General features: G+C 64.4%; 26 protein-coding genes. 16 read left to right on the forward strand and 10 right to left on the reverse strand.

The genetic code is table 11. The features are described 5' to 3' along the window. The first annotated feature begins 27 nt into the window (after nucleotides 1–27). Nucleotides 28–189: a YnbE family lipoprotein gene (locus GGR48_RS15605; protein WP_183952775.1), complete on the forward strand. Its 162-nt coding sequence runs from the start codon at nucleotides 28–30 to the stop codon at nucleotides 187–189. Next, complete coding sequence (locus GGR48_RS15610) at nucleotides 189–569, forward strand: YdbL family probable chaperone protein (protein ID WP_183952776.1); 381 nt, start codon at nucleotides 189–191, stop codon at nucleotides 567–569. Before GGR48_RS15605 ends, GGR48_RS15610 begins: the two co-directional genes overlap by 1 nt. Nucleotides 570–648: 79 nt before the next feature. Here the strand turns inward: GGR48_RS15610 and GGR48_RS15615 are convergent, their stop codons facing one another. Both GGR48_RS15615 and GGR48_RS15620 read right to left on the reverse strand, forming a co-directional pair. Further along, nucleotides 649–1,167, reverse strand: a complete 519-nt coding sequence (locus GGR48_RS15615; RefSeq protein WP_183952777.1) for a hypothetical protein — start codon at nucleotides 1,165–1,167, stop codon at nucleotides 649–651. Nucleotides 1,168–1,180: 13 nt separating this feature from the next. Further along, a complete protein-coding gene (locus GGR48_RS15620) occupies nucleotides 1,181–2,311 on the reverse strand; it encodes a LysM peptidoglycan-binding domain-containing protein (RefSeq protein WP_206362443.1) in 1,131 nt (376 codons plus the stop codon). 561 nt (nucleotides 2,312–2,872) lie between these two features. On the opposite strand from GGR48_RS15620, the gene GGR48_RS15630 reads away from it, so the two are divergent. From GGR48_RS15630 to uvrC, 7 genes are all read left to right on the forward strand, one after another. Further along, entirely contained in the window at nucleotides 2,873–3,190 is a 318-nt protein-coding gene (locus GGR48_RS15630) for an AtpZ/AtpI family protein (RefSeq protein ID WP_183952778.1), read from the forward strand. A 33-nt stretch (nucleotides 3,191–3,223) separates the two neighbouring features. Further along, nucleotides 3,224–4,015 carry a F0F1 ATP synthase subunit A gene (locus tag GGR48_RS15635; protein ID WP_056431901.1) on the forward strand — a complete coding sequence of 264 codons (792 nt, stop codon included), beginning with the start codon at nucleotides 3,224–3,226 and terminating at the stop codon, nucleotides 4,013–4,015. Nucleotides 4,016–4,095: 80 nt separating this feature from the next. Beyond that, on the forward strand, nucleotides 4,096–4,323 hold the full coding sequence (locus GGR48_RS15640) for a F0F1 ATP synthase subunit C (RefSeq protein ID WP_007406947.1): 228 nt from the start codon (nucleotides 4,096–4,098) through the stop codon (nucleotides 4,321–4,323). Between the two features lie 63 nt (nucleotides 4,324–4,386). Then, nucleotides 4,387–4,881, forward strand: coding sequence for a F0F1 ATP synthase subunit B family protein (locus GGR48_RS15645; protein WP_183952779.1), 495 nt, complete (start codon nucleotides 4,387–4,389; stop codon nucleotides 4,879–4,881). Beyond that, nucleotides 4,874–5,536 carry a F0F1 ATP synthase subunit B family protein gene (locus GGR48_RS15650; protein WP_183952780.1) on the forward strand — a complete coding sequence of 221 codons (663 nt, stop codon included), beginning with the start codon at nucleotides 4,874–4,876 and terminating at the stop codon, nucleotides 5,534–5,536. The genes GGR48_RS15645 and GGR48_RS15650 overlap by 8 nt, the downstream gene beginning before the upstream one ends. 423 nt (nucleotides 5,537–5,959) lie before the next feature. After that, nucleotides 5,960–6,280, forward strand: coding sequence for a DMT family transporter (locus GGR48_RS15655; protein ID WP_042484285.1), 321 nt, complete (start codon nucleotides 5,960–5,962; stop codon nucleotides 6,278–6,280). A 230-nt stretch (nucleotides 6,281–6,510) separates the two neighbouring features. After that, on the forward strand, nucleotides 6,511–8,430 hold the full coding sequence (uvrC, locus tag GGR48_RS15660; RefSeq protein ID WP_183952781.1) for an excinuclease ABC subunit UvrC: 1,920 nt from the start codon (nucleotides 6,511–6,513) through the stop codon (nucleotides 8,428–8,430). Nucleotides 8,431–8,462: 32 nt separating this feature from the next. Here uvrC and GGR48_RS15665 read toward each other — a convergent pair whose 3' ends face one another. After that, nucleotides 8,463–9,470 (reverse strand): DUF2806 domain-containing protein, encoded by a 1,008-nt coding sequence (locus tag GGR48_RS15665; RefSeq protein WP_183952782.1) that lies wholly within the window; start codon nucleotides 9,468–9,470, stop codon nucleotides 8,463–8,465. 134 nt (nucleotides 9,471–9,604) lie between these two features. Here GGR48_RS15665 and recO point away from each other — a divergent pair, with 134 nt between their 5' ends. The 3 genes from recO to GGR48_RS15680 are packed head-to-tail and all read left to right on the forward strand — an operon-like array spanning nucleotide 9,605 to nucleotide 12,540. Beyond that, on the forward strand, nucleotides 9,605–10,336 hold the full coding sequence (gene recO, locus GGR48_RS15670) for a DNA repair protein RecO (protein ID WP_183952783.1): 732 nt from the start codon (nucleotides 9,605–9,607) through the stop codon (nucleotides 10,334–10,336). Nucleotides 10,337–10,390: 54 nt separating this feature from the next. Then, a complete protein-coding gene (leuB, locus tag GGR48_RS15675; protein ID WP_183952784.1) occupies nucleotides 10,391–11,434 on the forward strand; it encodes a 3-isopropylmalate dehydrogenase in 1,044 nt (347 codons plus the stop codon). Nucleotides 11,435–11,439: 5 nt separating this feature from the next. Beyond that, nucleotides 11,440–12,540 carry a glycosyltransferase family 2 protein gene (locus GGR48_RS15680; protein WP_183952785.1) on the forward strand — a complete coding sequence of 367 codons (1,101 nt, stop codon included), beginning with the start codon at nucleotides 11,440–11,442 and terminating at the stop codon, nucleotides 12,538–12,540. 9 nt (nucleotides 12,541–12,549) lie between these two features. Here GGR48_RS15680 and GGR48_RS15685 read toward each other — a convergent pair whose 3' ends face one another. Continuing rightward, the gene (locus GGR48_RS15685) at nucleotides 12,550–13,794 is read right to left on the reverse strand and encodes a phospholipid carrier-dependent glycosyltransferase (protein ID WP_183952807.1); all 1,245 of its coding nucleotides are present in this window, start codon (nucleotides 13,792–13,794) and stop codon (nucleotides 12,550–12,552) included. A gap of 120 nt (nucleotides 13,795–13,914) precedes the next feature. Then, entirely contained in the window at nucleotides 13,915–14,226 is a 312-nt protein-coding gene (locus GGR48_RS15690) for a hypothetical protein (protein WP_240455935.1), read from the reverse strand. A 145-nt stretch (nucleotides 14,227–14,371) separates the two neighbouring features. On the opposite strand from GGR48_RS15690, the gene GGR48_RS15695 reads away from it, so the two are divergent. Genes GGR48_RS15695 through GGR48_RS15705 form a run of 3 tightly spaced genes read left to right on the forward strand, consistent with a single transcriptional unit; the run spans nucleotide 14,372 to nucleotide 16,751 of the window. Further along, on the forward strand, nucleotides 14,372–15,580 hold the full coding sequence (locus GGR48_RS15695; protein ID WP_183952787.1) for a trans-sulfuration enzyme family protein: 1,209 nt from the start codon (nucleotides 14,372–14,374) through the stop codon (nucleotides 15,578–15,580). Then, nucleotides 15,577–15,975: a Co2+/Mg2+ efflux protein ApaG gene (gene apaG, locus GGR48_RS15700; protein WP_183952788.1), complete on the forward strand. Its 399-nt coding sequence runs from the start codon at nucleotides 15,577–15,579 to the stop codon at nucleotides 15,973–15,975. Before GGR48_RS15695 ends, apaG begins: the two co-directional genes overlap by 4 nt. Next, the gene (locus GGR48_RS15705) at nucleotides 15,972–16,751 is read left to right on the forward strand and encodes a LysR family transcriptional regulator (protein ID WP_183952789.1); all 780 of its coding nucleotides are present in this window, start codon (nucleotides 15,972–15,974) and stop codon (nucleotides 16,749–16,751) included. The genes apaG and GGR48_RS15705 overlap by 4 nt, the downstream gene beginning before the upstream one ends. Nucleotides 16,752–16,916: 165 nt before the next feature. Here the strand turns inward: GGR48_RS15705 and hslO are convergent, their stop codons facing one another. The 5 genes from hslO to parE form a co-directional block, all read right to left on the reverse strand. Beyond that, on the reverse strand, nucleotides 16,917–17,831 hold the full coding sequence (gene hslO, locus GGR48_RS15710; protein WP_183952790.1) for an Hsp33 family molecular chaperone HslO: 915 nt from the start codon (nucleotides 17,829–17,831) through the stop codon (nucleotides 16,917–16,919). A gap of 117 nt (nucleotides 17,832–17,948) precedes the next feature. Beyond that, nucleotides 17,949–18,872 (reverse strand): ornithine carbamoyltransferase, encoded by a 924-nt coding sequence (gene argF, locus GGR48_RS15715; RefSeq protein WP_183952791.1) that lies wholly within the window; start codon nucleotides 18,870–18,872, stop codon nucleotides 17,949–17,951. Nucleotides 18,873–18,926: 54 nt separating this feature from the next. Further along, complete coding sequence (locus GGR48_RS15720; protein ID WP_183952792.1) at nucleotides 18,927–20,117, reverse strand: acetylornithine transaminase; 1,191 nt, start codon at nucleotides 20,115–20,117, stop codon at nucleotides 18,927–18,929. Nucleotides 20,118–20,257: 140 nt separating this feature from the next. Then, a complete protein-coding gene (locus GGR48_RS15725; protein WP_183952793.1) occupies nucleotides 20,258–21,418 on the reverse strand; it encodes an energy transducer TonB in 1,161 nt (386 codons plus the stop codon). A gap of 116 nt (nucleotides 21,419–21,534) precedes the next feature. Next, on the reverse strand, nucleotides 21,535–23,514 hold the full coding sequence (parE, locus tag GGR48_RS15730; RefSeq protein WP_183952794.1) for a DNA topoisomerase IV subunit B: 1,980 nt from the start codon (nucleotides 23,512–23,514) through the stop codon (nucleotides 21,535–21,537). A 150-nt stretch (nucleotides 23,515–23,664) separates the two neighbouring features. Here parE and GGR48_RS15735 point away from each other — a divergent pair, with 150 nt between their 5' ends. Beyond that, nucleotides 23,665–24,525 carry an outer membrane protein gene (locus tag GGR48_RS15735; RefSeq protein WP_183952795.1) on the forward strand — a complete coding sequence of 287 codons (861 nt, stop codon included), beginning with the start codon at nucleotides 23,665–23,667 and terminating at the stop codon, nucleotides 24,523–24,525. Nucleotides 24,526–24,714: the final 189 nt, after the last annotated feature.

The raw sequence follows: 24,714 nt of genomic DNA on the forward strand, positions 1-24,714 counted from the left end.
ATGCCGATCTTGGGGGTAACACGATGGATGCCGGTCGCGCTGGCCATGCTGAGCGGGGGATGCGTCAACATCTCCGCGCCCGACAAGCCGATCGAGATCAATCTGAACATCAATGTGACGCAGGAAGTGGTATATCGCCTGGATGGCGAGGCCAAATCGCTGATCCAGCAGAATCCGGGGATATTCTGATGAAGACGAAGATGGTGATGGCAGCGTTGGGTGCGGCGGTGCTGCTGGGTGTATCGGGCATGGCGATGGCGCAGCGCGATCCGGCCTATGCCGCCGCGCGTGCGGCCGGCCAGGTCGGCGAACAGCCCGACGGCTACCTGGGCATCGTCGGCGGCGCCACGCCCGAGTTGCGCGCGCTGGTCAACAACATCAATATCCAGCGCAAGGCCGCCTATACCCAGAAGGCGCAGGCCAGCGGCGCGACCGTCGAGCAGATGGCCTTCACCAGCGGTTGCAACCTGATCGCGCAAACCGCGTCCGGCGAAAAGTACAAGACGCCGGAAGGCGTGTGGAAGACCCGCACCGGCGCCGCACCCGAGCGCGCGCCGGCCTGCGTGTAAGCGAGGTATATTTAGTGAAAAGCCTCTCCCGGCCATGGAATGACAGGGTCGGGAGAGAGCGATATGCGCGCCTCGTGGATCAGTCCGCGACCGGAACCTCGATGCTGTTTCCGGTCTCATCGATCGGATAGACCGAAGCGCTGAGCGATCCTTCAATATACAGGACACGCCCGCCGGGCATCTGATCGACGAATTTCCGTTGAAATGAGTCCAGTCTGCTCCAGCGGCCCAAGGCTTTCAGATCGGCGCTTCTGATCATCTTGGCCGTGACAGCCCTGCAGGGTTCCTCCCAAAATACGTTTTCGGGTTCGCGCCCCGCATACACGAAATCAATGTCGCAAACGTGCTTTCCGCCGGCAATCGTACGATCGCGTTTGCCGAGGACCTTTGAAGCGGTCTGGCTGTCATCGGTCGCGAGCGCTGGCGCGGGTGCGCCGGTCGGGTGAAGGTCGGACGTGCTCGGCGCTGGCGATATGGGTGTTTCGACCGTGATCGGTGCCACTGTATTGGACAGGTTGTCCGGCGGCGCGGGTTCCGAACACGCGCCTTGCGCTATCAAACCCAGTGGCGTCAGGCCTGTTAAAATCCACCGGCGCATAGCGCTCAACCGTCTAGTCCGGGTCATACTCGATATGGAGGTGATTGTTCGTGGCGTTACTGAACGTTTCGAATACCACGTCATAATTTTCTCCGAGACGATTGGTCACGCCTTGGCGCAACGCTTGGCCTTGACTGATGGAAATGTTATTTCCGCGGAAGTCGAGTGCGCGGTTTGCGTAATGCATGGAGCCTGCCCGATGCCGGCTGTCATTGCCTGAGGTGATAACGGGCGTCGGCAATTTCAGTTCGCGGGCAACCTCCGCCACAGTGCGGATAACCGACGCCATTGCCGGATCAAGTTGCCCCAAACGAACATTCGCACTCTTCACCGCGACTCCGTGCGCCGCCGCAATGGCGGCACCATCGATCCGTCGCCCCTGTGTCGATGGTTGGCGGATGGTGTCGAAACTTGGCAGGACAAGCGTGAAACGGCCCGGCCGATATCTCTGCAGGCTTGGCGTTGTCCCATGGTAGTGAATTGCCTGACCCTTTCCCAGACGCGGGCCATCAAGCGCATTGATCCACTCGAGATTTTTCGCGTCAGAATAATGTGGATTGGCATAGTTCAAGTGGGAGCCAACAATCGAGCCACGTCCTGTCGCCCTAGCTACAAGATAGTCATCCACCACTTGGTGGACACGGCGACTTATTATACTCGATGGCAGTTGCGATACTGCATTGCGTCCGCTTCGCCGTGATATGGGGCCGTTGATGTCGGAGAACTGGTTCCGAGAATTTACAACGTCAGCCACCGTCAAGCCCCAGTGGCGAGATGCCGTGCGGTTTAAAATAGTGTCAATTATACCGTGAGCCTGCTCGATGCCGGCAGATTGAACCCACTCCGTTTGCAGCGTCTTTTTACTGTCGATTACGTCAATAGGCGAAAGCGCAAGAATGCCGGCCGCATTATGTGTCTTGATCGCTTCAGGTCGGTTTGGCTGGGTCCGCTGTCGAGTATTCATTAGGCCGCGGCTATGGCTTGTCGAAACTCGCGGTATGATCAACCGCTGGCCAACGTTGATGAGATTGACGTTCTTCAAACCATTGTAGCGCGCAATAGCACGTATGGACGTCTGATAGCGCCGTGCGATTGACGAGAGCGTCTCGCCAAGCCTTACGATGTGGATCAGCGACGCGCTCATGCCGCTGTCTCACCATTCGGCGAAGGCGACGGGTGAACCATTGCGGTGCTCCTTTAGCAACATAGCAATTGGCATGCAGTCGTGATCGCGAACTTTGACGTCGCCAAATTGTTCCAATGGTCATCACAGTGTCTGCATGCCGACGATCGCTTGGGACCGGGGATCGGCCCAATATGCTAATCGATCGGGATGTTAGGCGTCCAGAGCTGGACTGCCCCATCGTCTCTCATTTAAAGTGATGACGATACAAGTCGATTGCGCAGCTGTTTGAAAGTCAGCGCAATGCGTTGCCCAAGATGACGCAGGAGATACAGGTCCTGTCGCTTGACAATAGCACCGGCCCTCTCCGTACTCCCCTGCCTGTGGGATGGGGGGGGCATCGGGCGTAGGACGGCCTCCTGTCGCTACCCGGCAACAATCCTTAACACATCTGTCACAACCCCACCCCCAGGCGGTTGACTTGGGAGGACACGCTTTCTAAACGGGCCTCGCCTTGGCGGGGTCGCTCGCCGTTCGCGCGCATTCTCCCCTTCGGTGACGAAATCAGGTGAGGGTGGCTGCGTGGCGGAGAAGGAACCCGGACAGGACTTTGGCGATGCGGACGATCCGCGTCTGGCCGCGCTGGATCAGCGATTGGCCAAGGCGAAAGCGGACGGCGTAGCGCGGCAGGGGGTGAAGGTGGACGCCGACAGGGGTTATTCCCAGGGCAGCCGCGTGATCTCCGCGCTGATCGGAAGTCTTGTCGGCAGTGCGTTGATCGGCTGGCTCTTCGACCGCTGGTTCGGCACCGCACCCTGGGCCCTGATCGTGATGCTGTTCCTGGGGATCGGCGTGGCGTTCAGGCAGATCATTCGGATTTCTGGTGAGCGCCCGGAGTAACCGGGCGTTCGTCATATGTGGGAACGAAGCAGCGTGGCGGCAGAATCGGGCGGCAAGATTGATCCGATGCACCAGTTCCTGATCGAGCCGGTGCTCGGTCAGCACTGGGTGGTCGGCGGCTACGACCTTTCCTTCACCAATTCCGCTCTGTGGATGGTGGCGACGCTGGTCGCGCTGTGGGTGTTCATGATCGGCGGCATGAAGCGCGATCTGGTCCCCGGGCGCTGGCAGGCGGCGGTCGAGGGCTTCACCGGCTTCGTCAATTCGATGCTGACGTCGAACATTGGCCCGGAAGGCAAGCGCTTCCTGCCCTACGTCTTCTCGCTGTTCATGTTCATCCTGTTCGCCAACGTGCTGGGCCTGCTGCCCTTCGGCGTGGTGCCGGGTGTCCATCCCTTCACCGTGACCAGCCATGTGACCGTCACCGGCGTGCTCGCGCTGATCTCGTTCGCGATCGTGCTGATCGTCGGCTTCGGTCGCCACGGCTTCCACTTCTTCGCGCTGTTCGTGCCGCACGGTACGCCCAAGCTGATGATTCCGCTGATCTTCGTGGTCGAGCTGATGAGCTTCCTGGTGCGCCCCTTCTCGCTGGGTCTGCGACTGTTCGTCGCGATGACGGCAGGGCACATCCTGCTGAAGGTTCTCGCCGCCTTCGTCATCAACGGCATCAACATGGGGCCCGGCTATGCCGCGCTCATCACCCTGCCGAGCTTCCTGCTGATGATCGGCATCACGCTTCTCGAACTGCTGGTCGCCGCGATCCAGGCCTATGTCTTCGCGCTGCTGACCTCGGTCTATCTGAACGACGCCGTCAACCTGCACTGATCCGGGGAGCCGGATCGGGCGGGCGGTCGCGCCGCCGACTTGAATACCCAAACGACCCTTTTTGAACTGGAGTGATTGAAATGGACGCAGAAGCCGCGAAGCTGATCGGTGCCGGTCTGGCCGCTATCGGCATGGGCATCGCCTCGCTCGGCGTGGGCAACGTGTTCGCCAAGTTCCTCGAAGGCGCGCTGCGCAATCCGGGTGCGGCGGACAGCCAGCAGGGCCGCCTGTTCATCGGTTTCGCCGGTGCCGAGCTTCTGGGCCTGCTCGCCTTCGTGACGATGATCATCCTGGTGTTCGTCGCCTAATCATTCGGATCGGCCGGGCGTGTCGCTGACGATGCGCCCGGTTGATATGGCAACGAGGACTCCATGCCCCAGATAGCACAGATCAGTGCGACCTATGCGTCGCAGATCTTCTGGCTCCTGATCACGTTCGGCCTGCTGTATTTTGTGGTCGGTCGTGGGATGGTGCCCAAGATTCAGGCGACCGTCGACGCTCGCGAAGGCCGTATCGCCGGCGATCTGGCGGCGGCGGAGGCCGCGCGTGCCGAGGCCGACCGGGTCGAGGAGGCATGGCGGGCCGAAATGGACGCCGCCCGTGTCGCCGCGATGGCCGAAACCAACGCCGCCAAGGCGCGGGCGACCCACGCCTTCGAGGCGCAGGTCAAGGCGGCCGACGCCGACCTGGCCGAGCGTCTGGGTCATCATGACCTGGCGATCGCCAATGCCAAGGCCGAGGCGATGGCCAATCTTCAGTCCGTGGCGGCGGAAGCCGCACGCGATCTCGTCGCCAAGCTGTCCGGCGTCCAGGTGGGCGAGGATGCGGCGGCCGACGCGGTGCGAAAGGTGAGCGCGCATGGCTAATCATTCCGCAGGCGGTGCGCTGACCAATGGCGATGCGCTGGTGGCGCAGAACCTGGCCGACGCGGCATCGGCCGAGGGCATGGCGCAGCGTCCGATCCGCGAGGGTGACGGCCTGACCGGCAACACGGTCGCCGCCGCCGAGACCGAGCATCATGCCGCCAGCCCGACCGCGCTGGGTTTCGATTCGACCGGCTGGGTGGCGCTTGCCGCTTTGGTCGTGCTGATCGGCATGCTGGTCAAGAAGGTGCCGTCGATGATCGGTCGTTCGCTCGACCAGAAGATCGCCGGCATCCGCGCCCAGCTCGACGAAGCGACCAAGCTGCGTCAGGAAGCCGAAGCGCTGAAGGCCGAATATGAGGCCAAGGCGAAGGCGGCGCATGCCGATGCCGAGGCGATGCGCGTCCAGGCGCAGCACGAAGCGGGTCAGCTGCTCAGCAAGGCCAAGGCCGATGCCGAGGCGCTGATGGAGCGTCGCGCCAAGATGGCCGAGGACAAGATCGCCGCCGCCGAGCGCGCTGCGCTGGCCGAGGTCCGCGCCCGCGCCGCCGAGGCTGCCGCCAAGGCCGCCGGTCTGCTGATCGCCGAGCACCACTCGGCCGATGCCGACCGGGCGATGATCGACCGCACCATCGCGGGGCTCGGTCGCCCGAACTGATCGGCGTCAGGGCCGGAGACAGGACCGCGCTTCGGGTTGGCCCGAGGCGCGGTTCGGTCGTTTTGGGACCTGCCCCCAAACCTCCGTTCAGGCTGAGCCCTTCGGCTGGCTGGCAAGCCAGCCGCTCAGGATAAACTTCGGCGTATGGCGCCGAAGTCGAAGCCCAAGGAAATCCCTTTCCTCCGCGCGGGGATAGGGCGGGGCGTGGGCTTCGACTGCGCTCAGCCCGAACGGAGCGTGGGGAAACGCATTCCTCCCCAAGCTCGGCTTGGGGAGGGGGACCGCCGGGCAAAGCCCGGTGGTGGAGGGGCAACTCCCCACAACACATAATCCGCCCCAATGGCGGGTCCGCATCGCCGTCTCTTTCGGGTTTCCGGCGACGATGCCCATATCCCCGAGCCCGTGACAAAGGAGACGCTTCCGATGGCATGGGTCATTCTGGGCATTGCCGTGATTACCGAGATCTGCTGGGCGCTCAGCCTGAAATGGGCGGCGACCGTCGCCACCTGGCAGGCGTCGAGCGTGCCGATCATCCTCAGCTTCGTGAACATGGGCCTGTTGGCGCTGGCGATGCGCGGGCTTCCGGCGGGCACCGCCTATGCGGTGTGGACCGGGCTGGGCGCGGTCGGCGTGGTGATCGGCGGGGCCATCGTATTCGGCGACAAGATCGCGCCGATCCAGGCGGGCTTCATGGTGCTGACGGTGATCGGCGTAATGGGCACCAAGCTCTTCGCGCAAGGTTGAACGCATTCCTCTCCTGCAAGGGGAGGGGGACCATGCGAAGCATGGTGGAGGGGTGTCCCCGCTTGCCGTGACACCCCCCCGTCAGTCCTTCGGACTGCCACCTCCCCTTGCAGGGGAGGAATTATCTCGCGCCCTTGCGCGCAAAAAACCTTCGCGTCTTCGCGGCTTCGCGTGAACCAAAGCGACCGCCCAGGGTAGCGATCCGCTCCCCGCACTCCTAAATCGCAGCGATGTCCGAGCCCCCCGTCGACCGCTTCAACGAAGAGAAATCCACCTTTACCTTACGCGGTGCCGATGCGCCCGATCTGAAGGCGGGGGTGGCGGCGATCCGCAACGTGCTGGCGACCTTGCCGCTGCGGCCGGGCGTGTATCGGATGCAGGATGCGCGCGGCGATGTGCTGTATATCGGCAAGGCGCGCGCGCTGAAGAACCGTGTCGCCAACTATACCCAGGTCGACCGGCTGCCTAAGCGCCTGCAGCGCATGGTCGCGCAGACCCGGTCGATGACGATCGTCACAACCAACAATGAGGCCGAGGCGCTGCTGCTCGAGGCGCAACTCATCAAGCGCTATCGCCCCGCGTTCAACGTCCTGCTGCGCGACGACAAGAGCTTTCCCTTCATCCTGCTGCGCAACGACCATGATTTCCCGCGCATCCAGAAGCATCGCGGGGCGCGGCGGGCGGTCGGCAATTATTACGGCCCCTTCGCCAGCGCGTGCAGTGTCAACAATACGTTGAACGCGCTGCAAAAGCTGTTCCTGCTCCGCTCCTGCACCGACAGCTTCTTCAAGGGGCGCGACCGGCCGTGCCTGCTCTACCAGATCAAGCGCTGCTCGGCGCCGTGCGTCGGCCGGATCGACGAGGCCGCTTATGCCGAGCTGGTCGCCGACGCCAAGAACTTCCTCGGCGGCAAGTCGACCCAGGTCCAGGCCAAGCTGGGCAAGCAGATGCAAGACGCGGCCGAGGCGATGGACTTCGAGCTGGCCGCGATCCTGCGCGACCGGCTGAAGGCGTTGACCTTCATTCAGGGGACTCAGGCGATCAACGCCGAGGGGGTGGGCGACGCTGACATCTTCGCGCTGGCATGTCGCGAGGGGGTGATGGGCATCCAGGCCTTCTTCATCCGCGGCGGCCAGAATTGGGGGCATCGCAGCTTCTTTCCCGCGCACACCACCGACGTGCCCGAGGAGGAGGTGCTGACCAGCTTCCTCAGCCAATTTTACGAGGAGGTGCCGCCCGCCAAGACCATCCTGCTCGACCGCGACCTTCCCGAAGGCGAGTTGCTGACCGAGGCGCTGGGCGAGCGTGCCGGGTACAAGGTGCAGCTGACCGTACCGCAGCGCGGCGATCGCCGCCGCCTGCTCGACCAGGCCAAGCGCAACGCGGTCGAGGCGCTCGAGCGGCGGCTGGCCGAGTCGACCACTCAAGCCAAGCTGCTGCGCGAGGTCGCCGATTTCTTCGACCTGTCCGAACCGCCGCAGCGGATCGAGATATACGACAACAGCCATATCCAAGGCACCAATGCGCTGGGCGCGATGGTCGTGGCGGGGCCGGAGGGGTTCCAGAAGGGCCAGTATCGCAAGTTCAACATCAAGGGGAACGAGGCGGCGACCAACGACGATTTCGGCATGATGCGCGAAGTCTTCCGCCGCCGCTTCGCTCGTCAGTTGGAAGAGAACCCGGATCGTGACGACGCGACCTGGCCCGACCTGGTCCTGATCGACGGCGGGCGCGGCCAGCTCAACGCGGCCAAGGCGGTGCTGGAGGATCTGGGCATCGAGGATGTCTGCCTGGTCGGCGTCGCCAAGGGCCCGCATCACGGCCGCGAGGGGCGCGAGGTCTTTCACATGATGGACGGCAGCGAACGGATGCTGCCGGTCAACGCGCCATTGTTGTTCTACCTCCAGCGGCTACGCGACGAAGTCCACCGCTTCGTGATCGGCGCGCACCGCGACAAACGCGCCAAGGCGATGGGGGCGAGCCCGCTGAACGAAGTGCCCGGCATCGGCCCGGCGCGGAAGAAGGCGTTGTTGATGCACTTCGGTACGGGGCGCGCGGTGCGGAATGCGAGCCTGGAGGACTTGCGGAAGGCGCCAGGGGTCAGTCAGGCGGTCGCGCAGCAGGTTTATGATTTCTACCATAGCCGGTAATTTAAGGCGAAAATCTTGAATTTCACCTATATCTAAGTAGATTGATTTACTTCTAGTTCCGGCTGCCAAATAATTTCCGTCAATATCAACGTATCGTTTGATTGAGATATGGTGGTCAAAAAAGCCGATTTGATGGCTGCTGATTTTATTGACTGTGCAACTTTTCGCGCGGCTGCCCTTGCGTCTCTTCCAGGTATAAGGCTTAGAAGCTCCTGTCCTAAGGGGGTTAGGACGCAAGTTTCATATTCAAATGTTTCTCCTGGTAATCCTTGTAGGAGAAGTGCAAGGGGCCCTTCTCGCATAATTGCGTTGCCAGAAGAGTCGAAGGTAACTTTGTTGGTTAAGCCGAGTCCGCTGGCACCCTGTATGAGTCCAGCAGACTCTAAGAAAATGAGGCTGCGAATATCTTTGTCTTTTTGCGGTTTTACAAGAGATTTTGGCGCTAGATCTCCAAACGCGGACGTACAAAATTCTGCAAATGTCAATCCGTCTGCTTGTGAGAACTCTGATGGAAATCTTAATATCCTCATAGAATAGCGGCCGGGCTTCCTTATCTCGCCCGCTAAAACTCGGCCCCACAGATTTTGCATGCGTTCTGTCGATGCATCTTCCGCGTATCGTTCAAAGACATTCAGCCAATCTTCGTCTAGGTTAGGGGGAGGTGCCTCGTTAGGTGTGTGTGAATTTTCCCCTGGGTTTGTACGCATATCCTCAACCATGGCTGTGGCAACAGATTCGCGATTGATTTGCTTTTGGTATGCTTTTCGAACCAATATATTTACCGCGTTCTGTACTGTGTCGGCATTGCCGCCAGCAATCTTTGCTGCTTCTTCCGCGATAGACTTTTCTATTGAAGTGTAAGATTGGGTTTGAGCCTCAATCTGTGCTTTTTTCTGGGCCATCCAAGCGACTGGTATATCTACTGCGGCCCCAATCAGCCTATCAAGTGCTTTCACGCTATTTGGAATCAACGCCTTGGGGACTCCAGCAATGACTTCAGCGATTTGTGCCGGGAGATTTGAATGCTCGGATGTCGACATACTCGAATGCTGACACACAGAACAAACGGAGACAATGCCAATTTGCACTTAAGTGTGAAGGCATAGATTGCTCGCCTTTTGATCTACGTGCTGCGCCATAGCATCCCACCCCATTCCCCCCTACATCCTCCCTCATGCATCGGGTTGCCCCCGCCATCATCCTGTCGGTCCGGCCGCATGGCGAGCATGGGGCGATCGTGCGGGCGTTGACCCGCGATGACGGTGTGCAGCCGGGCTATGTCCGGGGCGGGCGGTCGCGGGCTTTGCGGCCGGTGTTGCAGCCGGGGAACGACATTATCGGCGAGTGGCGGGCGCGGACGGCGGAGCAGCTGGCGGCGCTGACCATCGAGCCGGGGCATAGCCGCGCGGGGCTGCATGGCGAGCCGCTGGCCGCCGCCGGGATCGAGTGGCTGTGCGCGCTGACCGCCGCCGCCTTGCCCGAGGAACAGCCCTATCCCGTCCTCTACGATGCGCTGGACGCGGTGCTGACCGCTATCGAGTCGGCGCCCTCGGCGCGGGGCTGGGCGGGGGCGTTGGTGCGCTATGAATTGCTGCTGCTCGGGCAGTTGGGGTTCGGACTGGACCTTGAGCGATGCACCGTGACCGGCGCGGCGGACGACCTCGCCTATGTCAGCCCCAAGAGCGGCGCGGCGGTGTCGGTGGGGGCGGCGTTCGGCTATGAGGCGCGGCTGTTCCCGTTGCCCGCTTTCCTGCGCGAGGGCGGGGTGGCGGACTGGCCCGACATCTTTGCGGGCGCGCGGATCACCGCGCATTTCCTGACGCGCGATCTGCTTGCGGGTTTGCGCAACGATCCCATGCCGGCACGCGCGCGGTTGTTCGATCGGTTCAAAAGGGCGGTTGCGTGATGCCCGCCCGCTAAGGCAAAGGGCGCTCCGAACAGAGACAGGAAGGGGCCAGCCATGGCATTGATCGCGATCCTCGCCGGTGACGGCATCGGCCCGGAAGTGACGGCGGAAGCGCGGCGCGTGCTGGAGGCGCTGGACCTGGGCCTGACCTTCGAGGAGGCCAAGGTCGGCGGTGCGGCGTACGAGGCGGCGGGCCATCCGCTGCCGCCCGAGACGCTGGCGGTGGCGGAGCGCGCCGATGCGCTGCTGTTCGGCGCGGTCGGCGATCCGCGTTTCGACAATCTGGAACGCGCGCATCGGCCGGAACAGGCGATCCTAGGCCTGCGCAAGGCGTTCGGCCTGTTTGCCAACCTGCGCCCTGCGCGCCTGTTCGAGGGGCTGGAGGGTGCCAGCTCGTTGCGCCCCGACATCGCGCGCCGGATCGACATGGTGATCGTGCGCGAGCTGACCGGCGACGTCTATTTCGGCGCGAAGGGCCGTGGCACCACCGAGGCGGGCCTGCGCGAAGGCCATGACCTGATGCGCTATGACGAAGAGGAAGTGGCCCGGATCGCGCGCGTCGGCTTCGAGACGGCAATGCGCCGCCGCCGCCGCCTGTTGTCGGTGGACAAGGCCAATGTACTGGAAACCTCGCAGCTGTGGCGCGACGTGGTGATCGAGGTGGCGGAGGATTACCCCGAGGTCGTGCTCGACCATATGTATGTCGACAATTGCGCGATGCAGCTGGTGCGCGATCCGGGTCAGTTCGACGTGATCCTGACCGGCAATCTGTTCGGCGACATCCTGTCGGATCAGGCGTCGATGTGCGCCGGCTCGATCGGCATGCTGCCCTCCGCCGCGCTGGGTGCGACGGGCAAGGGGTTGTACGAGCCGATCCATGGCTCGGCGCCCGACATTGCGGGCCAGGGCAAGGCCAATCCGTGTGCGGCGATCCTGTCCTCGGCGATGATGCTGCGCCACTCGCTGGGTATGACCGAGGCCGCCGACCGTATCGACGCGGCGGTGGCGGGCGCGATCCGCGAGGGCGCGCGGACCGGCGATCTGGGCGGCAGCCTGTCGACCCGCGCCATGGCCGACGCGATCCTCGACCGACTCTGATCCGCATGGGCGCGCTCCTCGAACTCGCGGTCGTCATCCCGACCTTCAACGAGCGCGCCAATGTGCCCGTGCTCATCGCCAAGCTCGACCAGGCGCTGGCCGGGCGGCGGTGGGAGGCGATCTTCGTCGACGACAACAGCCCCGACGGCACGGCGGACGCCGCGCGTGAACTCGGCAAGGTCGACCCGCGTGTCCGGGTGATCCAGCGGATCGGGCGGCGCGGCCTGTCCTCGGCCTGTATCGAGGGGATGTGCGCCACCGCTGCTCCCATGGTCGCGGTGATCGACGGCGACCTCCAGCATGACGAGACGCTGCTCCCGAAGATGCTCGACCGGTTGCAGGCGGAAGGCGACCTCGATCTGGTGGTGGGCTCGCGCTTCGTCGATGGCGGCGGGACGGGCGACTGGGACCGCGACCGCGTCGCCAAGTCGGCCTTCGCCACCAGATTGTCGCAGCGCGTGCTGAACGTGAACCTGTCCGACCCGATGAGCGGATTCTTCATGGTCCGGACGCAAGTGGCGCGCGAGACGGTGCCGCATCTGTCGGGCATCGGCTTCAAGATCCTGCTCGACATCATGAGTGCCTCGCCGCGCCCCTTACGCGCCGCCGAGATGCCCTATGTGTTCCGCCTGCGGACCGAGGGCGAGTCGAAGCTCGATCATGTCGTGGCGATGGAATATCTGATCGCGCTGTACGACCGTCGCTTCGGCAAGGTGGTGCCGGTGCGCTTCGCCATGTTTTCGGCGATCGGGGTGCTGGGCGTCGGCGTGCACATGGCCGTCTTGAGCCTGTTCTTCGTCCTGCTGGGCGCCAGCTTCCTGGCCAGCCAGATCGTCGCGGTGGCGGCGGCGATGACGTTCAACTTCTTCCTGAACAACGCGCTGACCTATCGCGACCGGCGGCTGCGTGGGCTCAAGCCGCTGCTCGATGGCTGGGTGTCATTCTGTCTGGTCTGTTCGGTCGGGGCGATCGCCAATGTCGGCGTTGCGGCCTTTCTGCACGATGCGCGCGCCAATGAGTGGGCGGTATCGGCGCTGATCGGGGTGCTGATCGGCGCAGTGTGGAATTACGCGCTGTCGTCGCGGTTCGTGTGGGGGCGGTATTAAGGAAATTCCTCAGCGCCAATCCACAAACCAGGCCCAGCGCAGGAAGGCCCTCGGCCCGCCCAGCGCCCCGGCCGTCAGGATCGGGTAGAAATAGACGAACAGGCTGATCGCCGCGACGAGATAGACCTCGTCCCAATCGCGCAGCCAGCCGCGCCACCGGTCGATCGCCACCGCCAGCGCGACCGACAGCCAGATCGCCGGCAGGAAGTAATAATAGTAAAAGCCCAGCGACTTGGGGATGATCGCCCAGATCGCGAACCCGCCGATCCAAAGCGCGGCGGCGACGCCCAGCCGCACCTCGCGCGTCCGCAGCCAGCCCAGCGCACAGGCCGCCACCGCGACCAGTCCGCCCCACATCACCGCCGGATTGCCGAGCAGGAAAACCCCCCGTTGCGCCCCGTCCGCGACTTCGTAGAAATACCAGATCGGCCGCCCGATGACGGGCCAACTCCACCAGGCCGACTGATAGGCGTGCGGCGGCAGAATCTGGGTCTGGCGGGCATACATATCGAGCTGGAACGGGATCAGCCGCGCCAGCGTCATCGGCTCGGACGCGTAGAAAAAGGCCGGCGCGAAGGTCGCGGCATAGGCGAGGCTGGCCGCCAGCCCGAGCAGCCCCCAGGCCGACCACCAGCGCAACCCCGGCCAGCGCGACGGATCGCCGCGCTTCAGCAGGACGAACCCGATCGCCGCATAGCCCAGATAGGGCACGGCGGCCCATTTGGTGCCGACGGCCAGACCGAGCAGCACGGCCCCCAGCGTCCAGCGCCACCGGCTCTGGCCTGCGTCGCCGCGCATCGCCCAGGCCATGGCGGCGACCGCCAGCACGACGAAGGCCGCCATGAACCCGTCGAGCATAGCGATGCGCGCCTGCACCAGCACCACGAAATTGACGATGGTCAGCAAACCCGCGACCGCGGCCGCGCGCGTCCGCCGGGTCATCAGCCAGACGATCGCGAACACGCCCCCGACGATCGCCGTCCCCGCCAGCGTCGACAGCGCGCGCCAGCCCAGCGGATTGTCGCCGAACACCAGCATTCCGGCGGCGATCAGCGTCTTGCCGAGCAGCGGATGCTCGATATTCACCGGCCCCGACAGCGCCAGCAGCATGCGCGCGGCGGGGACATAATGGACTTCGTCGAAGACCAGCGTGTGCGGGGTGGTGAGTCGCCAGCTGAAGATGGCCTGGGCAATGGCGAGCAGCGCGAACAGCGCCGGGGCCGGGCGGCTGAAGGGGGCGAGCAGACGGCGCATGGCCATGGTCATGGCGCTGGCGCGGCGATCGGGCAATGACTTTGGTGGCGGGGGCTCCTACCGCCGACGACATTGAGGGATGACGGAGGGTGGGGCCCTCCGTCATCACGACTGGCCGGCTTAGCGGACCGCCGCGGCCTGGTTGGCGACGATCGCGTCGCGCTGTTCCTGGCTCATCGCGCTGGCGTTGACGTCCGCCGCCTTGATCGCGTCGGCGCGGTCCTCGGCATAGTCGCGGGTGTTCTCGGCGCGCTTGTCGAGCATCTTGGCTTCGTTGCGCAGCGCGTCGGCCTGCGACTCCATGGTGTCGGCGCGGTTGTCGGCGGCGTTCTCGACACGGTCCGCCAGCTTGTCCGTGCCCTTGCTGTTGCAGGCCGACAGCGACACCACGCTGGCCGCGAGCAAAAGGCCGATCCCAATCTTCATCGTCATTCTCCCTGTTGCAGGTCGCGAGCATAACCGGATCGGGCCGATTTTCGTTCCGATCGTGTAACGGTGACAGTTGGGAGGGATGCTGTCCGCCATGATAGGCGGAATATCCTTGAACCCCGTGTCCCGGACCGGCAAATGGGCTGGCATGAAGCGTAAGACTGGCCAGGACCGTTCGATCACCAACCAATGGCGCCCCGCGACGCAGGCCGTACGCGGCGGCACCGCGCGGTCGGAATATGGCGAGACGTCCGAGGCGCTCTTCCTGACCTCGGGCTATTGCTATGACCGGGCGGGCGATGCGGCGGCGCGGTTCGCGGGCGAGCAGGAGGGGATGACCTATTCCCGCCTCCAGAACCCGACCGTCGAGATGCTGGAACAGCGTATCGCGCTCCTCGAAGGGGCCGAGGCGTGCCGGACCATGGCGTCGGGTATGGCGGCGATGACCGCGGTGCTGCTCTGCCAGTTGCAGGCGGGCGACCATCTGGTCGGCGGGCGCGCGGCGTTCGGGTCGTGCCGCTGGCTGACCGACACGCTGCTGCCCAAGTTCGGCATCGCCACCACCGTCGTCGATGCCCGCGATCCGCAGGCGTTCCTCGACGCGGTCCGCCCCGAGACGAAGGTCTTCTTCTTCGAAACCCCCGCCAATCCGACGATGGACGTCGCCGATCTTCAAGCGATCTGCGCCATTGCGCGCGAACGCGGCATCACCACGGTCGTCGACAATGCCTTCGCCACCCCCGCGCTCCAGCGACCGATGGATTTCGGCGCGGACGTCACTGCCTATTCCGCCACCAAGATGATGGACGGGCAGGGGCGCGTGCTGGCGGGCGCGGTATGCGGGACCGAGGACTTCATCACCAACACGCTGCTGCCCTTCACCCGCAACACCGGTCCGACGCTGTCGGCCTTCAATGCCTGGGTGGTGTTGAAGGGGCTGGAGACGCTGGACCTGCGTATCCATCGCCAGTCGGAGTCGGCGTTGAAGGTCGCGACCTTCCTGGAGGGCCGCGTGCCGCGCGTCCTATGCCCGGCGCTGCCCAGCCATCCGCAGCATGAGTTGGCCATGCGCCAGATGAAGGCGGGGGGCAGCATCTTCGCGCTCGAACTCGATGGCGGTCGCGAACAGGCGCACGGCCTGCTCGACGCGCTGGAGCTGATCGACATCTCCAACAATATCGGCGACTCGCGCTCGCTGATGACTCACCCGGCCTCGACCACCCATGCCGGTGTCGCCGAGGACAAGCGCGTCGAGATGGGGATCGGCGAGGGGATGCTGCGCCTGAATGTCGGGCTGGAGGATGCGGACGACCTGATCGACGATCTCGACCAGGCCCTGCGCGCCGTGGGTCTGTGAAGGCGCTCTTCTCCCACGCGCTGACCAGCGGGCCGGTGACGGTGCGCGTGTCGGTCAGCTATCTGCCCGAACAGTCCGAGCCGCAGCGCGGGCGCTGGTTCTGGGCCTATCATGTCCGCATCGAGAATGACGGGGATCAGCCGGTGCAGCTGCTCACCCGCCGCTGGATCATCACCGACGGACGCGGCGCGCGCCATTCGGTCGAGGGCGAAGGCGTGGTCGGCGAGCAGCCGGTGATCCAGCCGGGCACCGCCTATGACTATGTCTCGGGCTGTCCGCTGGCGACGACCAGCGGGGCGATGCAGGGCAGCTACAGGATGGTCGGCGCGGACGGCGTGACCTTCGATGCCGCCATCCCCCATTTCGCGCTGATCGCGCCGGCGGTGGAATCGTGAAGCGCACGCACCTGCCGCTCAACGGCCTGCGTGTGCTCGACGCGGCCGCGCGCCATCTGAGCTTCACCCGCGCCGCTGACGAGCTGGCGGTGACCCCGGCGGCGGTGGGCCAGCAGATCCGTGCGCTGGAGGATACGCTGGGCGTCGTGCTGTTCCGCCGCACCACGCGCGGGCTGGAACTGACGCCCGAAGCGGAGGCGGGGCTGGCCCCCTTGCGCGCGGGCTTCCTGCAATTCGAGGATGCGGTGCGCGCGATGCAGGCGGGCCAGTCGTCCAAGTCGCTGACCATCGCCGCCCCGCGCGACGTGACCGAGAAATGGCTGATGCCGCGCCTCGCCGCCATCGCCGCGAGCGATCCCGACCTGCGCTTCTCGCTGATCGCGTCGGACGAGGGGCTGGACTTCACCGAGGCGAATCTCGACCTCGCCATCCGCTGGGGTGACGGCCCCGGCGGGCTGGAGGGGGAGGCGATCGAGTCGGACGGGATGATTCCGATTGGTCCCGCCGACGCACCGCTGATCGCCTGGCCGGGTGCGCCGGAGGAGGGCGCGCCGCTGGTCCGCGTCACCGATGCGGGCCTCGCCATCGATGCGGTGGCGGCGGGTCTGGGTCGCGCGACCGTGCCGCAACTGCTGGCCGAGCGCGATCTGGCCGAGGGGCGGGTGATCGCAACCGGTGAAGCGGTGCCGTCGCGCATGGGGTACTGGCTGGTCGCGCCGCTGCCACAATGGCGCCAGCAAAAGGTCAAGGCGCTGGTCGAGGCGCTGGGGGGCTGATCCAATCCTCCCTATCTCCGATGGGGAGGGGGACCGCCAGCCGTAGGCTGGTGGTGGAGGGGGCGGTTCCGATCGCAAATATAGGGGCTTTGCCAGACGGAATGCCCCTCCACCATGCTGCGCATGGTCCCCCTCCCCAAGCATAGCTTGGGGAGGAATAAGCGGTCAGGCCGCCGGCGCGGCGTCGAACGGCACAGGAAACTTCTTCGCGCAGAAGGCGCAATCGACCTGGATCAGGCCATCGGCATCGGCCATCTCGCGCCGTTCCTCGACCGAGAACTTCGTGATGACGCTGGCGATGTACTCCGCCGAGCAGCGGCAGCCGCGCACGATCGCGGGCGATTCCGATACGCGGACATTGCGCTCCTCGTTGAACAGCCGCCACACCAATGTCTCCAGCGGCAGCGCGGCGTCGGCCAGTTCCTCGACCTGCATGGTCTGGCCGAGCGCCTGGACATGCTCCCACTCGGGATGGTCGAGCTTGACGTGCAGCCGCTCGCGGCCTTCCTCGCCCTCAGGCAGATGCTGGAGGAACAGGCCGCCCGCGACGGTGCGGCCGTCCGGTCCCTTGGCGATCCCGACGCGCAGCAGGCTGGGGATCTGCTCCGACTGGATGAAATAGCTCTCGGCGGCGGCCGACAGCGTATCGCCGTCGAGCGGCACGATGCCCTGATAGCGCTCGCCCGTTACCGCCAGGTCGAAGGTGATCGCCAGATAGCCCTGACCGAACAGCGCGAACAATGTCGGCTCGGCAGGAAGCTCGGCCAGCCGGTCCTCGTCATACTGGATATAGCCGCGCAGCTCGCCGCCACGATAATCGCAGACCAGCAGCCGGATCACGCCGCTGTCGCTGCGCGTCTGGATGGTCAGCTGGCCGCTGGTATCCTTCAGCGTCGCGCCCATCAGCGCGGTCAGCGTCAGCGCCTCGGCCAGCAGCCGCTCGATCACCGGGGGATAGGCATGCGCCGCGAGAATTTCGTCCAGCACCGGGCCCAGCCGCACCAGCCGTCCGCGTGCGTGCTGCTCGGGAATAGTGAACGCGATCGCGCGGTCGAGGTCGGGCAGGGTGATGTCGGTCATGCTCGTGCCTTTACGCTCCGGAGGACGTCCGGGCGATATGGTGCCGGTCAGGCGGGAAAAGAGAAAAGGCCGACGAACCCGCCGGCCTTTCCATAGATAGTATGGGCTCGGCCGCGATCAACCGATCTGGCCAAAGCACCAGCGCAGCACCGATTTCTGCGCGTGGAGGCGGTTTTCCGCCTCGGGCCAGATCAGCGATTGCGGGCCGTCGATCACCTCCGACGTGACTTCCTCGTCACGGTGCGCGGGCAGGCAGTGGAGGAACTTGGCGTCGGGCTTGGCCAGCGCCATCAGTTCGGCATTGACCTGATACGGCATCATCGCGGCCAGCTTTTCCTCGGCATGGGCCTGGCCCATCGAGATCCAGGTGTCGGTGACGACGATGTCCGCGCCCTCGACCGCCGCACGCGGATCGGTGGTGCAGGTGGCGCGGCCCCGGCCCAGCTCCAGCGTGCCCGGCTCCGGGTGATAGCCATTGGGGCAGGCGGCCACGACGTCGAAGCCGAGCAGCCCACCCGCCTCGACGATCGAGTGCAGGACGTTGTTGCCGTCGCCCAGCCAGGCGACCTTCAGGCCGGACAGGGTCTTGCCCGCCTCGATCACGGTCAGCAGGTCGGCCATGATCTGGCAGGGGTGCGACAGGTCGGTGAGGCCGTTGATGACCGGGACGCTGGCATAATGCGCCATTTCCTCGACCTTGGCATGGTCATCGGTGCGGATCATGATCGCATCGGTATAGCCCGACAGGATGCGCGCCGTGTCGGCGATCGTCTCGCCGCGCCCCAACTGCATCGTGCCCGCATCCAGCACGATCGAGGTGCCGCCGAGCTGGCGGATCGCCATGTCGAAGCTGACGCGAGTGCGGGTCGAGTTCTTCTCGAACACCATGGCGAGCGTATGCCCGGCGAGCGGGGCGTCGGCATCGACGCGGCCCTTGGTGAAACCGGCGCGGGCGGCCTTGCGGGCCTGCGCGTCCTGCAAAATGGCGGTCACACCCTCGGGACCGGCGTCGGCGAGGTTCAGGAAGTGGCGGATCGTCATGGGTCTATACTCCGTCGCCCCGGCGGTTTCTCGCCGCCGGGGTGGCAGGGATCATCAGTCGTCGGCGGCGGGGACATAGACGCGCGCGGCGTCCGACAGCTTGGTCGCGAACTCGGTGATGTGGCTCTCGTCGATGGTCAGCGGCGGCAGGATGCGGATGACATTCTCACCCGCCGCGACCAGCAGCAGCCCGTGATGGTCGCGGCAATGCGCCACAAAACGACGGCTGTCGCTCTTCATCTTCAGGCCCTGCATCAGGCCGTGGCCGCGCACTTCCTCGAACAGATGATCGAAGTTCGGGATCATCTGCTCCAGGGTGGAGCGCAGGCGCTTGCCCATGGCCTCGACATGCTCGAGGAAGCCCGGCTCCTGCATCACGTCGAGCACCGCCTCGCCCGCCGCCATGGCGAGCGGATTGCCGCCATAGGTCGAGCCGTGCGTGCCGATCACCATGCCCTTGGCCGCTTCCTCGGTCGCCAGGCATGCGCCCAGCGGGAAGCCGCCGCCGATACCCTTGGCCGAGGCCATGATGTCGGGCTTCACGCCGTACAGCTCATGCGCGAAAAACTTGCCGGTGCGGCCGTACCCGCATTGCACCTCGTCCAGCACCAAGAGCAGGCCATGCTCGTCGCACGCCTTGCGCAGTCCTTGCAGGAATTCCATGCTGGCGGGGCGCAGACCGCCTTCGCCCTGGATCGGCTCGACCAGGAAACCGGCGGTGTTCTCGTCGATCAGCGCGAGCGCCGCCTCCAGATCGTCGAACGGCGCATAGGCGAAGCCGGGCAGCAGCGGCTCGAACCCGTCACGCATCTTGGGCTGGTTGGTCGCCGAGATCGCACCCAGCGTCCGGCCATGGAAGGCATTGTTGAAGGTGATGAGCGTATGACGCTGCGGATTGCCATTGGCGAAATGATAGCGGCGCGCGGTCTTGATCGCGCATTCGACCGCTTCCGCGCCCGAATTGGTGAAGAACACCGTATCGGCAAAGGTCGAATCGACCAGCCGCTGCGCGAAATGCTCACCCTGCGGACTGCCGTAGAGGTTCGACACGTGCATCAACGTCGCGGCCTGCTTGGCGATCGCCTCGACCAGCTTCGGATGGCCATGGCCCAGCGCGTTGACCGCGATCCCGGCGGCGAAGTCCAGATACTGCTCGCCGTCCTCGCCATAGAGATAGACGCCCTCGCCTCGGACCGGACGCACCCCGCACCGTGGGTAGACGGGCATCAGGGCGGTGATGGTCACGGGGATGTCTCCTTCAAACAGCAAAGGGCGGCTCAAAGGGCCGCCCTTTGCGATCATACGGGCTATTGCGCATGCGCGTCAACGCGCGGGATAATCGGCGGACAGGCACCAAGCCTGTGCTATGATGTTTTCGATGTGCCTCAAACCGGTGGGGTAACAGGCGTATGCAAAGCTGGCGTGCTTTCCTGTCGCTTGTTGGATGGCTGGGCAAGCAAATCCACTATGTCGACGCGGCGCTTGGTTTCCCGGGTCCTGATCCGTGAGCGCGGTGATTCCGTGAGATCAGCAATGAAGGAAATGCGCTCCATATGCATGACGCCTGAGGATTTCGGATTGGGTAGATAGCGTCGCGTCTCCAAGGCTCTCACAACGGGTTTGAGCCAAGCCTTATTCATATCTTCGGATTGGCGTACCGTGGAGATATCGGACACCCGGCCGTCCGCCGTCACCCAAAAGTTGATGTCGGCCCAAGGTGTCGCGTCGCCGGGTACCGCTCCGAAGGAAATATCATCCAACCTTATTGGGGGGTTGTAAATTAGAGCCTGGTCCATGCCTGGCATTGGCTCCATCTCCTTGATGACTTCGGCAATGGCGGCGTCACGTTCCGATTTTCTTACCAATCTCGCGCGCAACATACGAACGCCATTTCGATAGGGTAGGAATGCGGGGTCGTCGTTTGCAAGAATTGCGTCAGCTTTGCGCCGGGCATCAATGGCAAATTCGGGCACGGAGCTAGCCACCGCTGCCAGCAACACGGCTGCCTTGAATTGCGCCATGCCTTCGATCGAGGTTAGCCCAACTGAGCGAGCTTTGCGGGCTACTGAGCCGTATTGGGAAAGGGCTGCATAAAGTTGACCATTGATGGCAAAACCATCTCCGATGGCCAGCCTTTGCTGCATGACTCGACTATCGGTGTCAGGCAGGCCCGCTTTCAAGGCATCGACTGCATCAAACATGCTCAGCCGATTGCTGTCCGGGTTCCCCACCAGATTGGCAAACCGTCCCGTTGCATAATGGAGATCCGATACATCTTCGGGAAGTTCGGATGCGTAGCGAGCATTACGTCGCCGTGCGATCAGCATGGTTTTGCGGCCACCGCGATAATCGCCCATTAAAAATTGGGCTTCGGCATAGGCCAACGATCGGGCAATTTCATCCTTAGGTGGACATTGCTGCGCAAGGCAGTTTTCCAGATCGCGGCGTGTGTCGGCAAGGCTTCGCCCTGTAACCGTGACGGTGCCTCGATCCTCTCTTGGCAGTGTTAAGGGTGCGGAGGAAAGCAGGATGGCAAGAAGCATCATAACGCACGACCTTTCCAACCCGAGTGGCCTTTATTGGCCTGCATCGGAACACAAGTCGGATGGGAGAGAGCGAAACTTGCCGATCTTCCTGTGCTTTGCAAGATTGGTCCGCCCGATCAGGCGTCGATCACCTCTTCATCGAGCCGCGCCGCATTCTCCTGAATGAACGCAAACCGGTGCGCCGGGTTGTTGCCCATCAGCCGGTCGACCAGATCCTTCACGCCCGCGCGTTCCTCATATTCCTGGGGCAGGGTGATGCGGATCAGGCTGCGGCTCGACGGGTCCATCGTCGTTTCGCGCAGCTGGCCGGGGTTCATCTCGCCCAGGCCCTTGAAGCGCGCGACGTCGACCTTCTTGCCCTTGAACGCGGTGCGCTCCAGCTCAGCGCGGTGGGCGTCGTCGCGGGCGTAGAGCGACTTGGCGCCGACCGTCAGGCGATAGAGCGGCGGCTGCGCGAGATAGAGGTGCCCGCGCCGCACCAGATCGGGCATTTCCTGGAAGAAGAAGGTCATCAGCAGCGTGGCGATATGCGCGCCGTCCACGTCTGCATCGGTCATGATGACGATCTTTTCATAGCGCAGCTGGGTCGGGTCACAATCCTTGCGCGTGCCGCAACCCATCGCCAGCGTCAGGTCGGCGATCTCCTGGTTCTGCAGAATCTTGGTCGAGGTGGCCGAGGCCACGTTCAGGATCTTACCGCGGATCGGCAAGATCGCCTGCGTCTTGCGGTCGCGCGCCTGCTTGGCCGAGCCGCCCGCCGAGTCGCCCTCGACGATGAACAGCTCGGTGCCTTCGGGGCTGTCCGCCGAACAGTCGGTCAGCTTGCCCGGCAGGCGCAGCTTGCGCGCGGACGTGGCGGTCTTGCGCTTGACCTCACGCTCGGCCTTCCGGCGCAGGCGCTCGTCCATCCGGTCGAGCACATAGCCGAGCAGCGCCTTGCCCCGCTCCATATTGGCCGAGAGATAATGGTCGAAATGGTCGCGCACGGCCTTTTCGACCAGACCCGCCGCCTCGGGGCTGGTGAGGCGGTCCTTGGTCTGGCTCTGGAATTGCGGTTCGCGGATGAAGACCGAGAGCATCAGTTCGGAGCCGACCATGACGTCGTCGGCGGTGATGTCCTTGGCCTTTTTCTGGTTCACCAACTCGCCGAACGCGCGCAGGCCCCGGACCAGCGCCTGACGCAGGCCCTGTTCGTGGGTGCCGCCATCGGGGGTCGGGATGGTGTTGCAATACCAGCTATAGCTGCCGTCGCTCCACAGCGGCCAGGCGACCGCCCATTCGACTCGGCCCTGCTCGCCGGGAAAGTCCTGATTGCCGGCAAAGGCATCGGCGGTGGCACATTCGCGGCCGCCCAGCTGCTCCTTCAGATGATCGGCGAGGCCGCCGGGGAACTGGAACACCGCGTCGGCCGGCGTGTCATCGGTGATCAGCGAGGGCGCGCAGTGCCAGCGGATCTCGACGCCCGCGAACAGATAGGCCTTGGAGCGGACGAGCTTGTGCAGCCGCGCCGGCTTGAAGGCGAGTTCGGGGCCGAAAATCTCGGTATCGGGGGTGAAGGCGACGCTGGTGCCGCGCCGATTGGGGGCGGCGCCCACCGTCTCCAGCGGACCGAGCGTCGCGCCCTTGGCGAAGCGTTGGCGATAGAGGATGCGCTCGCGCGCCACCTCGACCACCGTGTCCGACGATAGCGCGTTGACCACCGAGATGCCGACGCCGTGCAGGCCGCCGGAGGTCGCATAGGCCTTGCCGGTGAACTTGCCGCCCGAGTGGAGGGTCGAGAGAATGACCTCCAGTGCCGACTTGTCGGGGAATTTCGGGTGCGGGTCGACCGGGATGCCGCGACCATTGTCGACGATGGTCAGGCGGTTGCCCGGCTCCAGCTTCACCTCGATCCGGGTGGCATGGCCTGCCACCGCCTCGTCCATGGCATTGTCGAGCACTTCGGCGGCCAGATGGTGCAGCGCGCGCTCGTCGGTGCCGCCGATATACATGCCCGGGCGGCGACGCACCGGCTCCAGCCCCTCCAGCACCTCGATCGAGGAGGCGTCATAGGCGGGTTGGGGGCGGGCGCCGCCCGCGAACAGATCATTGGACATAACGGGAACTATAGGGGTTGTGGAGCCCATGCGCCAGCACCGGGTGGCGTGGCGCAAATGCAACAAAACTTTGCCCAGATTAAGCGGCGGGATATTCCGCGCCCGCCGCCCGTTCCACCGGCACCTTAAGCCAAGGGTATGGGAGTGTTTATGTTCAAGTTTTGGATGGCGGGCGTCGCCGCCACGGCGCTGTTCGCCGCGCCGGCGATGGCGCAGGACAGCTATACGGCCGATGACGATGTCGCGCCCTTCTCGGGTGCCTATGTCGGCGGCAGCTTCGGCTATGACGTGCAGCCCAACGATGTCGGCTCGCGCCTGCTGTTCGATCGCAACCTGGATGGCCGCTTTGGCGATGTCGTGACCACGGCGGCCGGCGCCAACGCCTTCTCGCCCGGTTTCTGCAACGGTCGCGCGCGCAGCACCATCTCGCCGCAGAACGGCGCGACGGGTTGCGATAACGACAAGGACGGCATCGCCTATTATGGCCGCGTTGGCCTGGACCATCAGGCGGGCAACATCGTGTACGGTGTCGTCGGCGAATTCGGTAAGTCCGAGATCACCGACAGCGTCTCGGGCTTCTCGACCACGCCGGCCTGGTACACCTTCACCCGCAGCATCGACTGGGAAGCCTCGGTCCGTGGTCGCCTGGGCTATGCGGCGAACAAGACGCTGTTCTACGGCACCTTCGGCGGCGGCTATGCCCGCATCAACCGCGAGTTCGCGACCTCGAACGGTGCCAACGCCTTCGCGATCAGCGGCGACCGCAACCAGTTCGGCTTCCTCGGCGGTGGCGGTATCGAGCAGAAGATCGGCCGCAACTTCTCGATCGGCATGGAATATATGTACCACCAGTATCGCGACGACGACACGCGCGTGCGGGTGACGCAAGGGTCGGCCGCGGCGAACAATCCGTTCGTGCTGACGCCCAACACCACCGGCACCGACATTCGTCGGTCGGACGACAAGTTCCGCTGGCACTCGCTGCGCGCGACGGCAGCGTTCCGGTTCTGATGTGAGGGGGCGGCTTCTCTTGAGGAGTCGCCCTTTCCTTTGAGGCGGGCGTTGGGGCGTGGGCTTCGACTTCGCTCAGCCTGAACGGAATGAGGGATGAGGGCATAGCACCAAACCCCGTTCAGCCTGAGCGAAGTCGAAGGCCATGGGAATCAGCCAGCCACGAAAAAGCCCGCCGGTCGCGAAACC

It is taken from the genome of Sphingomonas pseudosanguinis, from assembly GCF_014196255.1.
Lineage (GTDB): Bacteria > Pseudomonadota > Alphaproteobacteria > Sphingomonadales > Sphingomonadaceae > Sphingomonas > Sphingomonas pseudosanguinis.